Source organism: Burkholderia sp. NLJ2 (assembly GCF_049487195.1).
Lineage (GTDB): Bacteria > Pseudomonadota > Gammaproteobacteria > Burkholderiales > Burkholderiaceae > Burkholderia > Burkholderia pyrrocinia.
Genome location: NZ_CP137810.1, coordinates 78,189 through 92,901, shown reverse-complemented (window position 1 = coordinate 92,901; position 14,713 = coordinate 78,189). Strand labels below are relative to the sequence as shown.

Annotated in this window: 10 protein-coding genes; 1 reads left to right on the top strand and 9 read right to left on the bottom strand. The window is 63.8% G+C overall.

The features are described from left to right. Nucleotides 1-5: 5 nt before the first annotated feature. A complete protein-coding gene (locus R9B84_RS22735) occupies nucleotides 6-1,280 on the bottom strand; it encodes a serine hydroxymethyltransferase (protein WP_174378571.1) in 1,275 nt (424 codons plus the stop codon). 447 nt (nucleotides 1,281-1,727) lie between these two features. Here R9B84_RS22735 and R9B84_RS22730 point away from each other — a divergent pair, with 447 nt between their 5' ends. Beyond that, on the top strand, nucleotides 1,728-2,753 hold the full coding sequence (locus tag R9B84_RS22730; protein WP_423762350.1) for a GlxA family transcriptional regulator: 1,026 nt from the start codon (nucleotides 1,728-1,730) through the stop codon (nucleotides 2,751-2,753). Nucleotides 2,754-2,837: 84 nt separating this feature from the next. Here the strand turns inward: R9B84_RS22730 and R9B84_RS22725 are convergent, their stop codons facing one another. From R9B84_RS22725 to R9B84_RS22690, 8 genes are all read right to left on the bottom strand, one after another. Beyond that, on the bottom strand, nucleotides 2,838-5,834 hold the full coding sequence (locus R9B84_RS22725) for an ATP-binding protein (protein WP_423762349.1): 2,997 nt from the start codon (nucleotides 5,832-5,834) through the stop codon (nucleotides 2,838-2,840). An 83-nt stretch (nucleotides 5,835-5,917) separates the two neighbouring features. Next, the gene (locus R9B84_RS22720) at nucleotides 5,918-6,580 is read right to left on the bottom strand and encodes a response regulator (protein ID WP_423762348.1); all 663 of its coding nucleotides are present in this window, start codon (nucleotides 6,578-6,580) and stop codon (nucleotides 5,918-5,920) included. 154 nt (nucleotides 6,581-6,734) lie between these two features. Further along, nucleotides 6,735-7,913 (bottom strand): fimbrial protein, encoded by a 1,179-nt coding sequence (locus R9B84_RS22715; protein WP_423762347.1) that lies wholly within the window; start codon nucleotides 7,911-7,913, stop codon nucleotides 6,735-6,737. A gap of 44 nt (nucleotides 7,914-7,957) precedes the next feature. Then, nucleotides 7,958-10,465 (bottom strand): fimbria/pilus outer membrane usher protein, encoded by a 2,508-nt coding sequence (locus R9B84_RS22710; protein WP_423762346.1) that lies wholly within the window; start codon nucleotides 10,463-10,465, stop codon nucleotides 7,958-7,960. A 122-nt stretch (nucleotides 10,466-10,587) separates the two neighbouring features. Then, complete coding sequence (locus R9B84_RS22705) at nucleotides 10,588-11,304, bottom strand: fimbrial biogenesis chaperone (RefSeq protein ID WP_423762345.1); 717 nt, start codon at nucleotides 11,302-11,304, stop codon at nucleotides 10,588-10,590. Nucleotides 11,305-11,358: 54 nt separating this feature from the next. Next, complete coding sequence (locus R9B84_RS22700) at nucleotides 11,359-11,952, bottom strand: fimbrial protein (RefSeq protein WP_423762344.1); 594 nt, start codon at nucleotides 11,950-11,952, stop codon at nucleotides 11,359-11,361. 183 nt (nucleotides 11,953-12,135) lie between these two features. Next, nucleotides 12,136-12,813 carry a LuxR C-terminal-related transcriptional regulator gene (locus R9B84_RS22695; RefSeq protein WP_423762343.1) on the bottom strand — a complete coding sequence of 226 codons (678 nt, stop codon included), beginning with the start codon at nucleotides 12,811-12,813 and terminating at the stop codon, nucleotides 12,136-12,138. A 388-nt stretch (nucleotides 12,814-13,201) separates the two neighbouring features. After that, nucleotides 13,202-14,614, bottom strand: coding sequence for a discoidin domain-containing protein (locus R9B84_RS22690; RefSeq protein ID WP_423762342.1), 1,413 nt, complete (start codon nucleotides 14,612-14,614; stop codon nucleotides 13,202-13,204). Between the last annotated feature and the right edge of the window lie 99 nt (nucleotides 14,615-14,713).

The following is a 14,713-nucleotide window of genomic DNA, read 5'->3' as shown; positions in this document are numbered from 1 at the left end:
GTCGATCAGTAAATCGGGAAGCGTTCGCAAAGCGCGAAGATCTCGCGGCGCACGCGCTGTTCGGTCGCGTGGTCGCCTTCCGGGTTCGCGCGCAGCGCGTCGAACACTTCGAGAATCAGGCGGCCCACTTCGCGGAACTCCGCGACGCCGAAGCCGCGCGTCGTGCCGGCCGGCGTGCCGAGGCGGATGCCCGACGTGACGGTCGGCTTCTCGGTGTCGAACGGGATGCCGTTCTTGTTGCAGGTGATGCCCGCGCGCTCCAGCGCCTGTTCGACCGGCGCGCCCTTCAGGCCCTTCGGGCGCAGGTCGACCAGCAGCAGGTGGTTGTCGGTGCCGCCCGTGACGAGATCGACGCCGCCGGCCTTCAGCACTTCGCCGAGCGCCTGCGCGTTCGCGAGCACGTTGTCGATGTAGGTCTTGAAGTCAGCGTGCAGCACTTCGCCGAACGCGACGGCCTTGCCGGCGATCACGTGCATCAGCGGGCCGCCCTGCAGGCCGGGGAACACGGCCGAGTTGATCTTCTTCGCGATGTCCTCGTCGTTGGTCAGCACGAAGCCGCCGCGCGGGCCGCGCAGCGTCTTGTGCGTGGTCGACGTGACGACGTGCGCGTGCTCGACCGGGTTCGCGTGGCGGCCCGCGGCGATCACGCCCGCGATGTGCGCCATGTCGACCATCAGCTTCGCGCCGACGCTGTCGGCGATCGCACGGAAGCGCGCGAAGTCGAGCGCGCGCGGGTACGCCGAGAAGCCGGCGATGATCAGGTTCGGCTTGTGCTCGTGCGCGAGCGCCTCGACCTGGTCGTAATCGATCAGCATCGTGTCGCGGTTCACGCCGTACTGAACGGCGTTGAACCACTTGCCCGACAGCGCCGGCTTCGCGCCGTGCGTCAGGTGGCCGCCCGCATCGAGCGACATACCGAGCACCGTGTCGCCCGGCTTGGCCAGCGCGAGCATCACCGAGCCGTTCGCCTGCGCGCCCGAGTGCGGCTGCACGTTCGCATAACCGGCGTTGAAGATCTGCTTCACACGCTCGATTGCCAGCGCCTCGACTTCGTCCGCGAATTCGCAGCCGCCGTAGTAGCGCTTGCCGGGATAGCCTTCCGCGTACTTGTTGGTCAGCACCGAGCCCTGCGCTTCGAGCACGGCGCGCGACACGATGTTTTCCGACGCGATCAGCTCGACCTGCGACTGCTGACGCTCGAGTTCCTTCAGGATGGCGCTGCGCACCGGCGCGTCGCGCTCGGCAAGGGGCTGCGAGAAGAAAGGCTGGGAGTTCGACATAGTGCGTCCGTGACGAAGAATAAAGGGCTGAAACCGAAGCTCAAGGCCCGCCCTGCCTGGGTTTCCTGCTTGCCCGGTGCAAGGCTGCCGACGGCTCTATTCTTGTCGTTCGGATTTTCGGCGGATTGATGAATTTAGACGCGTTCTTTGCCTTTTCCGCCATGCGCGTCCGTTTTATACAAGTGACCGGTCGTGCTTTTTCGGATGACCGATGAAATTCGCGGCACCCGTTCACCTATGAACAGGCACGTCGGCGGTGCCACCGCCGCCCGGCGCAGGTGCAACGCGTCACGGGTTCGGTGCAGTGCAGCATGCCTTTGAGCCAAATCAACGAAAGCGGCTAGGGTTTAGCCGTATGGCACGCTTGTTGCACTCGCTCACACAATACCGTAGCCCGATCCGTGCTCTCCGGGCATAAAGCTATTAGAGATTCAAGGAACGCTCCCCATGTCCCCCGACCGCACAGCGTCGCTGTCCCACTTCGCGTTCATGCCTTTACCGAACTTCACGATGATCGCGTTCACCAATGCGATCGAGGTGCTTCGGATGGCGAACTACCTGAGCGGCCAGCCGCTCTACCGCTGGTCGATCATCAGCCCGGACGGCGGCCCGGTCACGGCGAGCAACGGTCTCACGGTCGACACGGGCCCGGCCGAATGCGTCGGGCAGCCCGACATCGTGTTCGTGTGCGGCGGCGTCGACGTGCAGCGCGCGACCACGCCTGCCCATCTGTCGGCGCTGCGCCGCTTCGCGCGCCTGGGGCTGCCGCTCGGCAGCCTGTGCACGGGCACCTATGCGCTCGCGAAATCGGGGCTGCTCGCGGGCTACGCGTGCGCGATCCACTGGGAGAACATGTCGGCGCTGAAGGAAGAGTTTCCGGACACGCGCTTCCTGAAGGAACTGTTCGTGATCGACCGCGACCGCATCACGTGCACGGGCGGCGTCGCGCCGCTCGACATGATGCTGAACCTGATCGCCGCGCGCGTGGGCACCGCGCGCGTCACGCAGATTGCCGAACAGTTCATCGTCGAACACGTGCGCGACACGAGCGCGCAGCAACGCATGCCGCTCGTCGCGCGCCTCGGCTCGGCGAACAAGTCGCTGTTCGAAGTGATCTCGCTGATGGAGAACAACATCGAGGAGCCGCTGTCGCGCGAGGAACTCGCGCGGCTTGCGAACATGTCGCAGCGGCAATTGCAGCGGTTGTTCCGCGAACACCTCGGGATGACGCCGACGCACTACTACCTGACGCTGCGGCTGCGCCGCGCGCGCGAGCTGCTGCTGCAGACCGACATGTCGATCATGCACATCACGATGGCATGCGGCTTCCAGTCGGCGTGCCACTTCAGCAAGAGCTATCGCGACTCGTTCGGCGTCGCGCCGACGAGGGAGCGCCGCAAGCAGGTCGCGCCGCTTTCGCAGGGTGCGGCGAGCGCAGGCCCGGCGTTTCCGACGCATGTGCTGCATGCGTGAAGCGCGAATTGCATCGCATGGTCAGTCAGGCAACTGAACCGCATTTTTGCCGACGGCATAGCGGATGCACTGAACCCGCCTGACTTACGGTGCCGGCGGGTCGCCTTCGTGGGTCTCCCGGCCCAACGCATCGGCATGCACGAGCACCTGAAGCGCGGCCGTCAGCTCGCCCCGCAGCGCCGGCCATAGCTCCGCAAACACCGACAACCCTTCGTCGCGCACGACCTGCTGCAATCCGGAGCACAGCTCGCCGAGCACGCGCTGGCCTGTCGCGACAAAACCTCCGCTCAGCGAATGCAGTTCGCGCTCGACCGTGTCGACATCCTGCCCCATCAGCGCGCGGTCGATCGACACGAGCGACGCCTGCGTGACTTGCTGCATCGCGGATAAAACCGCCGTCGGCAACGCGGCAATCTCGGCATCGTCACCCGCCTGCTCGCCAGTCGGCTCGACGTGCGTGTCGACATTCAACGCCTGCGATAACGACGTGAGCGTCACCGGCTTCGCCAACAGCGAGCGAATCCCGGCATCCGCACATCGCTGCTGTTCGTCCGGACCGGCGTGTGCCGTCATCGCGACGATCGGCATCTGCGCATTCCGCTCGTGTATCGCCTCCGCAAGGTTCCAGCCATCGATATCGGGCAACCCCAGATCCGTCAACACGGCATCGAAGCGCGCTCCATCGAATGCAGCCAGCGCCTGCTCGCCGTTCGCGACGATCGTCGCGTCGACACCCAGCTCGCGGAACTGGTCGGCCAACAACAAACGGCTTGCAGGATGGTCCTCGACGGCCAGCACACGCAGCGGCGCGCCGTCCGCGTTGACCAGACCGTCGCTTTCGCTCACCGCGCGCTGCACGTCGTCGGCGCGATTTTCGGCCGGCACGCGCCCTGTTACCGGCAAAGCGATATCAACGCGAAACTCGCTACCCTTACCTGGTTCGCTGCGCACCGAAATCTCGCCGCCCATCGCGTCGACCAGACGCCGACACAACGCGAGGCCAATCCCCGTTCCGCCATACCGGCGATGAATCGAATCGTCCGCCTGCTGATACAGCGAGAATATCGTCGCTTGCGACGTCTCGGGAATGCCGATTCCGGTATCGATCACACGAATGTCGACATGTTCGCGCCCGGCGGCTTGGCGCCCGCGCGCGGTGATCGTCACGTTCCCCGCCCCGGTGAACTTGATCGCATTGCTCAGCAGGTTCGATACGACCTGCCGAATGCGAATCGGGTCCCCGACACGATAGCGCGGCCAGTCCGACGTGACGTCGCAAATCAGCCGCAGCCCCTTGGCCGTCGCCAGCGGCCTGAACGACTCGGCAACCGCGTTCAGCAACGCGACGCAATCGAACGGCACCGCATCGATGCGCAACTGCCCCGCCTCGACCTTCGACAGATCGAGCACGTCGTTCAGGATGTGCAGCAGCGAAGAAGAAGACGAATCGACGATCTCCAGGCGCCTGCGCTGTACGTCCGGCAGCGTCCCGCGCTTCATTAGCTCGAGGTTGCCGATCACCGCGTTCAGCGGCGTGCGGATCTCGTGGCTCATCGTTGCGAGGAACACCGACTTCGCCTTGTTCGCCTGATCCGCCGCACGCCGTGCCTCCTCCAGCGACTGCTCGGTCAGCTTGCGTGCGGTGATGTCGCTGACGGTTGCGAGCAGTGCTTCCGCGCCGCGATACCGGACGCGCGCGATGTTGACGAGCAGATGCGTGTCGGCACCCGTTCCGGTGAATGTGATCTCGCGATCGACGATCGAACGCCACCTCACCGGCGCGGGTGCATCGGGTAACTGCGCGAACGTCTGCCAAATCAGCTGTGGCAGCCGTTCGCCGTCGGCCGCGCCGGCGCCGTAGTTCGCCATCGCCGCATTCTGCAGCAGCACCGTACCGCCCGCCTCGCCGATCAGCGCGAGACCGACCGGTGCCGTGCGAATCAACGTGCGATTGAGCTGCTCGCTTTCCTTCAAGCGCGCCGCTCGGAGATAGGACGGCACAAGAATACGGCGGTTGATCAACACGATGCCGGCAAGCAGGAACAAGAAGCCGAACAGCGCGAGACCGCCGATCTCGAGCAAGCGCGGCACGACGTCGCGAAGCACGACGCCCATCGGGTAGACCTGCAGAAGCGTCCAGTCGGTGCCGGGAATCGCGTCGCGGATCACGAATTGTCCGTCGTAAAAGCGCTGCGCGATCGCTGTCGCACGATCGCGCGCCAACGCGCGTGCGACGGACGCGATATCCTCGCTACGCGCCGACGCCGACAGCAGCACGCGCCCCTCACGATCGACCACCGCGAGCGCCCCGCCCAGGGGACTGGTGTCGAGCGCGCCGAGAAAGCGTTCCGGGCGCATCTCGTGGATGGCCAGCGTCACCGGCCGAGCGTCGCGGCCCACCACCCAGCTCGCGATGCGAAACACACGATCTCCCGTGATGGGATCGGCGTCCGGCGGCAGCCAGAACACGACGTCGTCCGGCACATGCTCTGGATGGAGAGCCGCATCGCGCACGATCGTCGCGACGTCGGGCCACGTCTGCAGCAGCAGCGCCGGCAACCGAGCGATCCGCTCGGGCGGCGATATGCCCGACGGCACACGCTGCGCCATCGCGACATAGCGGCCGTCTACGCTGATCATGTAGAGCCCGCTTGTCAGCGGCTGCGCCATGTTGATCCATTTGCCGCTTTCAAACAGCTGCTCGCCCATCGCGAGCAATGGCCCGTAAGCGCTTGCCGGGTGTGTGGTGTCGATGAGGCCCCGTACCGCGTACGTCCGGTTCACGTCGCGGCGCGCTTTAATCAGCAAGCCGTCCCGCGCGGCGAACGCGTCCGACAACACGCGCGTTGGCTGCGCGTGCGCGTCCCACAAACCCTCCGACATCGCGACGAGTTGCCTGAGCAGCACACTGTTTTCAGACATACGGACCAGCAGGTGCGACTTCGTCGTCAGAAAGTGCGCGCGCATCGCGGCCTGATGGTCGCCGAATTCGGTGCGCGCAACCGCGCCCGCGCACAACAGGATGAAGGCGCCGAGAACCGTGCCGCCGCCATACAGCAAGCGTCGCTGGTAGGCGCGCATCCAGTCGGGATCGAATTGCCTCCGGCTCGCCCGACGATTCGTGCGTGGCAGCCAGTTGCGGAACCAGCGCATGCCGATGCGGCTCAGGGGACCGCTCCGGAGCCGTCCTGTTCCGGCGCCTCGAGCGGACCTTCATGCTTGATCAGGTCGGCGTCCCGCGTGATGCCGAGCTTGCGCATCGCGGCGAGCTTCTGCGCGCTGATGGTCTTCTTGCTGCGATGGAGCCGCTCCGCGATCTCGGTCACCTTGTACCCTTCGCGGAACAGCCGGACGATTTCGGATTCGCGCCGCGTCAACGGGTTGCCGCCCGCTTGGTCGGCGTTGTCGAGCAGCGACGCGATCGTCGGCGACAGGTACTGGCCGTGGGCAAACGCCGCATGCACGGCGGCGACGAGATGGGACATCGCATCGGATTTGCTGCAGATGCACCGCACGCCGAGCGTCTGCAGCGCGCGAAACAAGGCGGGAGAGTTGAGCATCGTGACGGTCACGAAGCGCAGGTCGGGATAACGACGGTGCAGATAGCCGATCAGCGCCTGACCGTCGCCGTGTTCGCTGGACGGCATCACGTAATCGAGCACGAGCACGTCGCACGGCGACGCATCAAGCGCCTCGATCAAGGCGCCGGCACTCGGAACGACCGCGACGATCTCGATCGTCGGCATGTCGTTCAGCGTCTGCGCAATGCCGTGACCGGTCACCGGATGGTCGTCCGCGACGATCACACGCACCGAGAACTCGTCCATTGAGAGCCCGTGGAGTCGCCGCAATGCGGCGCCGAAAAAAGCTTTCTGTGAGTACCGTAATCGGCCTCCATTCTATCTCAATAAAGACGGCTTCCGGCATGCAGGCCGGCCGGCACACTCGCCACCGCGACAGCGTCCCGCTTGTCGATCCGTCTCAGTTGTACTGGATGACGAAGTTCAGCGTGGCATCGCCTTTGCCGGCAGTGATCGCCCCCGTCGTGGGCGCGTACTTGGCTGTGGCCGTGAAGCGGTAAACCTCGCCATCCGGGCTGGAGCGGTTCCAGTCCATCGTCAGCGCGTTGGCCTGAGTGAACGGCAGCTTGACGCCCTTGTCGCTTGTCAACGCGATGCCGACACCGGCGGCGACGCCAGGCGTACCGCTTCCGGACAAACGCAACAAGCCTGTTGCCGCGTTGTCGCCTTCGAAATAGACCTTCACCGGCAGCGGATTGCTCGGCTTGTTGCTTCCGCAAGCGACTTCGAGCGAGAACGAATGCTCCGCCACCTGGCCGCTCTTTATCTGCTGGATGCCCTCCTTGCCCATTTTTACATTGGTGACAGGCGTCGTGGTCTTGCAACCGCCGAAGTAGACGTTGTTCGTCACCTGCGTCGTGCCTTGCCCATTGATATAAAGTCGGAGCACGTTGCCGGCCGAATCCTTGTCGGCATCGTAGACCGCGCTGAATGCGAGCGATACGGTACCGCCGGACGCCACGCTCGTCGCCGTTCTGACCAGTTCCACTCTCACCTTGCTCGGTACGTACCAAATGGGGGCGCCCCCGCCAGTATTAGACGACCCGTAGTATGTCAATGGCGGAATCAACTCTGTATTGCCGAAGCCGGAAAACGTGAATCTCACGCCAATGCCGTCCACATTGGTCTTGTAAACGCCTTTGTATCCGGGGACCAGTTGGCCATCCGGCACCGTGATCGAAAAATTGAGATTGCTGTTCCAACACGCGGTGTAGGCCAAACCATCCCAGGACACGTATTGAACCTCGGAACTAGCCAGCACTCCGCCCACCGGGGCTGCCGCAACGTTCATCGTGGCAGGAAATGTCACGTTATAAGTACGGCCGGCCCAGTTACCACTATTTACGCAGTAGCCGAACGCGGCTCCCGACCAAATCAACGAGCCGGCAACGATTGCCGCCCGGACCCAACGCAGCTTTTTTTCAGACGTTTTCTTCATGTCGATAAATTCCATCAGGGGCAAGCGTGTAACGTGCGTCGCGCGGCGGTTGATGAGCGACGGCATGACCGCACGAGACGAAACGACGTTCCGCCTCGACACGACAGAGAGGGAGCCGGAACGAGCCTGACGAAGCAACATCGTGTTTCGTCTCTCCGGATCGGGACGCGTCATCCGAATGCAGTTCAGCGCACACCGACAACCGTGCCGGCGCGCATGCAGCTCACCGCCTGCCGCTCGTAGGCCAGCTCCTTGTTCTGCGGCTTCAGCGCATAGCCGATCCTGCATTGCTTGTCGCCCCACCGCACATCGATGCTGCCTTTGTCCTCGATACCGAACACCAGCAGGCGCGACCGGTTGTCCACCATGCCGAGCAGCTTGCCCTTCGCGTCGTACGCCTGCGCGCCGAACGGCACCTTGCCGCCTTCGTCCGTACTCAGCTCGAACTGCACGCGCCGGCCCGACTCCGCTTCGAAGCGGGTCTTCACGATGGCGCCACGCGTCGGCACCACCATCTTCGCGTTGTCGGTGATCTCCGTATGCGTGCCGACGCTCGACGGATCGATGTTCAGCCAGTTCTGACGGTACGGCTGCAGATACGGCACGACCGCGTAACCGCGCCAGTCGGTGCGCACCGTCGGCGATCCGCCGAACGTCACGTCGCGCACCTTCGGCACCTGGACCACGGCGAACGTCTCGCCGAGCGGCTGGCCGAGCGTGACGCCGCCGCCATGCACGACGACGGAGCCCGACGCGCCCGCATCGAAATGCCGGCCTGAACGGTCCTGCGTAAAGTTGCCGGTCAGCTTCGCGTTCGGCGTATCCCAGCCCGCGCTGACGCCGCCCGAGCCGCCGCCGTCGCGGCTGTAGCCCGCCTGCACGCCGTAGTTGACGGTGTTGCTCTCGTTCAGGTAACCCGACACGCCGGTCTGCACGTTGAAGTCGCCGCGCGTCGACGACACCGCGTTCGCGTACAGGCGATGCGAGCTCGACGCCTTGCCCAGCGGAATGCTCACGGACACGCTGAACTGCGTGTCCGGCCGCCCGAACGGCCCCGACTCCTGGATGTGCGATGCCGACACGCTGTAGCTGACGTTCCTGTAGCTGTTGCTGTAGCCGACCTGAAAACGCCGGCTGCGTCCTTCGCCGTTCCAGTAGGTCGTGTCGCCTACGCCGGCGAACAGCGAGCCGCTCCCGAGCGGCTGGTTGACGTTCACGTCCAGGCGGCTCTTCTGACGCATGAGGCGCGGCCCATACGTCCGATCCGTGTCTTCGACGTGCTGGCTCAACGTACGGTAGCCGTCCGTCGAATAGCGGTAGCCGACCATCGTGAACGTCGTGTTGGTCGGATACAGCGTCTTCGAATACAGGAACCGCAAGCTCTGCCCTTGCCGGGTGCCCGCCGACGTGCGCGACCGGCTGCTCGTGACGTCCAGCGACATGCCACCGATGCGCGTGTTCACGCCTATGCCGAGGGCGGCCGCCACGTAGTTGTCCGCGGCGATAACGCCGCCGTAGCCGGTGAAGTTGTCGGACACACCGTATACCAGCGTGCCCTGCGTGAACTTCGGGCTCGACTGGCCCCGGACGCGATACTGGCCGGCGGCAAACGAATACCGCAGGCTGCCGCGCCGAACCATCACCGGCAGGTACGAGTACGGCTGGGTGAATCGGCGCACGCGCCCGTCCGACTCGGTGATCCGGATCTCGAGGTCGCCGTTCGAACCGCTCGGATAGATATCGGTGATCTCGAACGCGCCCGGCGGCACCGGCGTCGAGTAGATCACGTAGCCGTTCTGACGCACTTCCACGATCGCATTGCTCTCGGCGATCCCGCGCACGACCGGCGCGAAGCCGACTTCGCTGTCGGGCAGCATGCCGAGGTCGGTGCCGATCTGCGCGCCGACGAAGCGCACGCTGTCGAAGATGTCGCCGGACGTATATAGCTCGCCGGCCGCCACCTTGCTACGCAGGCGGCGGATATCACGCTCGACGTAGGTGCGGTTGCTGGTGAAGCGGCTGCCTGCACCCGTGGTGCCGGTGAGCGTCGATTCGTTGCGGAAACGCCAGCCGCCGGCATTGAAGCCGTTGCGCAAACCGACGAAGTAATACTCGTTGCTGTTGCCGTGGCTATCGTTGCGGCTGTAGCTGGCCTGATAGTCGCTGTACAGCGCGGGGATGCCGTCGTCCCACAGCGACGGGTCCACGTAGCCGCGCGAGGTTCGGGACACGTACAACTGCGGAAAGCTGATGTTCAGCGACAGCGTATTGGATTCGAACTCCACCGCAGCGCCGTCCGCCACGGCGGGCAGGTCCACGATCGTCGCGTCGTCCGCACCCACAGCGATGCGCCCGTCCTTCTCCAGCCGCGCAACGTTGACGCCTGCGGTGCGCAACAGCCCGAGGGTCACCGCCGGCTTGACGGCGCCGTCGGCGTCCGCGCGGAACACAACGTCCTGGCGCTTGACCAGCGTATGGTTCAGGTAGACGTCGACGTCATAGCTGCCGGGCAGCACCGCGCTGCCCTTCTCGAAATAGCTCAGCTCGACCGGCCCTTCGCCCTTGCGCAGAAAGGATTCGTTGAATTCCACCGCATGGCCCTGCGCCGGCAACACCAGGCCGAGCAACGCAAGGCACGGCGCACCGATCTGCGCAGCCGTCCAGATATCCCCTTCCTTTCTGACGTTCTCCATACCCTTTCTCTAAGTTGATTCACCTCCCGCGCGGAATCGCAAGCGCGAACACGCCCCGCCCCACGGCATTGGCCCGGGGATCACGAAGATGAATAGGAATACGACGTGTCGAACTGGTTGCGTCAACCAGCGGTGGTGCCGTCGTGCGGTTCGACGGCGCCGTAGTCGTTGATCGATTCGAAGTGAACCTTGACGCCCGCCGCGGCGACGCCGGCCGGCAAATCCTTGACGGCAAAATGGCGCGTAGCGGACGGCGGCACCATCTCGGCGGTCGCGGCATAGTTCCGGCCGCCGCTTTGCACGTTGACTGACGCCAGCGAGACGAAATAAGCCGACGGATTGCTGACTTCGAGCTGCGCCTGACCGTCGCGTTGCACGAGCTTCCAGCGGAGCTGCGCAGGCGCCTCCTCGACCTTGCCGGGCAGGCCGGCGGGCCGGTAGAACAACTTGATGCGCTGACGCACGGCAATCTGCAGCGTGTTGTCGTCCTTGGCTTTCTGCGGGATCTCCTGCACGTTGAGCCAGAACGTCGACTCGCGATCGGCCGGCAAACCCTGGCCGTAATAGAGGATCCGCAACGTCTGCTGCCTCTCCGCGCCGAGACGGCCGAGCGCCGGCGTGATCGCGAACGGCACGTCCGCCTTCCCGTCGCTCGCGTCCATCCATGTCTGGATCATGACGTCGGCCGGCGCGCGGTTGCGGACCAGAAGTGACGCCTCCTTGCTCGGTGCGGCCAGCACGACGCGGGTTCCGTCGAGCGTGATGCCGGCGAACGAAGTGCCCGAGGACAACAGCAACGAACTGGCCAGGGCCAGCCCGGCAAAATGGAATCGTTTCATATCGAATGAAATGTCGAGGGATGGGCAGGGAGCGCCTCCCCGCCCCGAGGTGGATTACTCGTAAGTCAGCGTGAAAGGCAGCGTGCCGTTAGCGATACCTGCTTCGACCGCGTTGCCGTTCTTGACGTAGCCGGCGCGCATGGCAAGGTTGGCCGTGTAGGTCGGCGCTTCGGCCGTGCCGCCCTGAACCAGCGGTGCGTCGAACGTTTCGTTGGCGTTCAGGTTCAGCAGCGTGCCCGCTGTGTCGTAGATGCCGATGCCCACGCCCTTGGCCGTGCCGGTGGTCTTCAGCAGCTTGTTGTTGGTGCCGTCCACGCCCGAACCGCTGGCCGGGTCGAAGCGCACCTTGACCGTGTTCAGGCCCTTGCCGGTCGCACCGCAATCGAGGTTGAGGTTGATCGCGGTACCGGCCGCGATGCCGCCACCGGCGGTGCTGCCCAGCGCGTCTGCACTGACTTTGCCGAGCTTGACGTCGATCGACTGCTCACCCTTGCCACCGCTCACGGACGTGCCGTTGCCGCCCGTGATGCCGCACGATGCCGCCACGATTTCGCCCGTGAAGTTGATCGTGCCATCCGCAGCATGCGCGGTGTTCATTGCCGCAAATGCGAGACCGGCAGCCGACATCATCATTGCAATCTTTTTCATTTCTAGTTCACTCAATCGTTAAAAGAGAATCTCAAGCGCCATCCTTCCGATCGGATACGCTCCTCCACATCTTTAGTAAGACTAAACCAATCACGTTTTACAAACTCTTCACCACCTCCCCACGCTGAAATGAATGAATGGAATCCCTGCCCGTCAGGCAGGACCGGCGTTCCGACCGTACGATTACCGGATCTCGAACTCGCCGATCCCCGTGTCGTTGATCAGATCAAGACAAACCGCATACTTGAGCAGCTCGATATCATTCTTTGCGCCGAGCTTCTTCATCGCGCTGATCTTCTGCGCGCTGACCGTCTGCTTTCCCTTGTTCAGTTGCTTCGCGATCTCGTTGATCGACAATCCGGACAGATAGAGCTGGATCACTCCGATCTCGCGCGGCGACAGCTTCCGATCGCGTCGGTCGCCACGTTCCTCCATCTCGGCGAGCATGCGCTTGATCGTCGGAGACAAATAGTTGCCGCCCCCGTAACTCGAATGAATCGCTGTGACGATGTGGCCGATATCGTCGAACTTGCTGACGATGCTCGACACACCCTGCGCAAGAATTGCGCGAATGATCACCGGGTTTTCGTACGTGACCAGAACCGCGATGCCCAGCTTCGGGAACGTGCGCCGCAGGTAGCCGAGCAATGCCAGCCCCTCCATCTGGCCCTTCCCGCGCATCGAATAGTCGATGAGTGCTACGTCGCAGGCCTGCCGGCCGAGCGACGCAATCAGTTCATCGGGGCTCTTGTACACACCGACCAACTTGATTGCATTCGTGCAGCTTGCGACAAATTCCATCCCCGCCAGCGCCAAAGGCCTGTCATTGGCGAAGATGGTCTGAACGCTGAACCTCTCCATGTGCGTACCCCCGCTTCGCTGCACTTTCGGCCCTGGTCATCGGCACGTCACCCTGCTTCCCGGTTTCCGGAAGACATCGAGCAGCGATATCGATATCTTGTATGCAATTGTAAGAATCGCCCTCTTCGCGAGATATGAGACGCCATCTTGATCTGCCGGCTCGGTAATAAGACTCGTCCTATATTTGACATGTTTTGACAGTTTTCCCGTACCAGTTCGAACAAATTCGATGTTCACTTCGGTCTTGAACGATGTTTTGATTGAGGTTTTCTCGTTCAGGCGGCCGCAACTTTCTTCCGACAGCGCGATTCCGGTCGTCAAAACAAAAATGCCGTTCAGTCGGTTGACTGAACGGCATCATGTTTATCGAACTACCTTTTCCTTGCGCTTACGATCCCCACACCTGCATCTCGTAGAGCGAATAACCCCACTGCGTCGCGCGCTGCGTGCCGAGCATCCGCACGTAACGACCGCTGCCGTTGAGATTCGGCAGTGTGACGTGGGTATATGAACCACCGTTGCTCGTCGAATAGATCGTCGTCCAGTTCGCGTTGTCGTTCGACGTCTGGATCTGATAGACGAGCGCGCCCGCATCCCAGTACAGATCGACGTGATCGATGTGCTTCACCGCGCCGAGATCCACGGAGATCCATTGCGAACCGACACCGGCGCCTTCCGGCGAATCCCAGCGCGTGCCCGTCGTGTTGCCGTCGAACGCCTTGTCGGGCGTGAGCGACGCGTTGTAGCTCGCCGACGCGGCGGCCGGACGCCCTTGCGACAGCAACGTCGGCTGCGCGGTGGCCGGGCCGCCGTAGTAACTCGACCCGAGCTTGGCCTTCGTCGTATCGGCATTCACGCCGAACTGCGACAGGCTCCAGCGCTGGCCGGTCGTCACGTCGCCGACGTAGAGCTGATAGCCGCCCGCCGTCGTCGACGAGAAGAACAGGTAGTTCGTACCGCTAACCGGTGCCGGGTCCGAGTTGTTGCTGATGCAATCGTTGATCGCCAGCTGGTTCGGCGTCGATGCCGGGTCCGCGGTCTTCGAATAGATCTGGTCGGCCGCGCCACTGTCTTTCCAGCGTGCGTAGAACACCGTGCCGTCCGCGCGCACGATCGGGTAGTACGTCTGCAGACCGGCCGGATGATCGAACACGGCGGTCGCGCCGGTCGCGATCGTGCGCTTCATCAGCCCCATGTTCGAGCCGGTGCCGGTCGCGTAGTACACGGCGCTCGAATCCGGCGCGAGAAACGGCATCGAGTATTCGGCGCCGGCCGGCGCGTTCGTCAGGCTCACGACCGACGTGAACACCGGGCCCGCGCTCGTGTACGACAGCGTGGCCTGCTTGACGTCGCCGTTCTGCTTGAACACGAGGGTCTTGCCATCCGTGCTGAATTTCGGATCCTCGTTGCGCGTGGCGCCCGTGCTGTTCGTCATGTTGACGGGCGGCGTGCCGGCGCCGAGCTGCAGCATGAACACGTTCCATGCGCCGTTGCTAATGCCCATGAACGCGAGCCACTTGCCGTCGGGGCTGAACACGCCGTTCATCGGATCGGTGATGCCCCACGTGCTCTTGCTCAGTTGCGTCAGCGTATGGGCCGAGAAGTCGTAGAGGAACAGCTGGCTCGTGCCGTCTCCGTAATTGACGTAGCTGTGATAGACGAGCTTGCCGGTCAGCGCGGCGGGAAACGTCGCGTTCGGCTGGGCCGCGGGATTGCTGATGCAGGCCGCCGTGGCGGCGCCGCTGAACAGGTTGAGGGCGATGCCGGCCACCAGGCCCGCGATGAGGGTCTTCGATTTCACGCTGAATGATTCCGGGTTAGGTAAGGACGCCGCAGACAAGGTCGCGTGCAGGACGCGCAAGGGTCACGGATCAGCCGCCGGGCAGCTTGGACTCCTTCA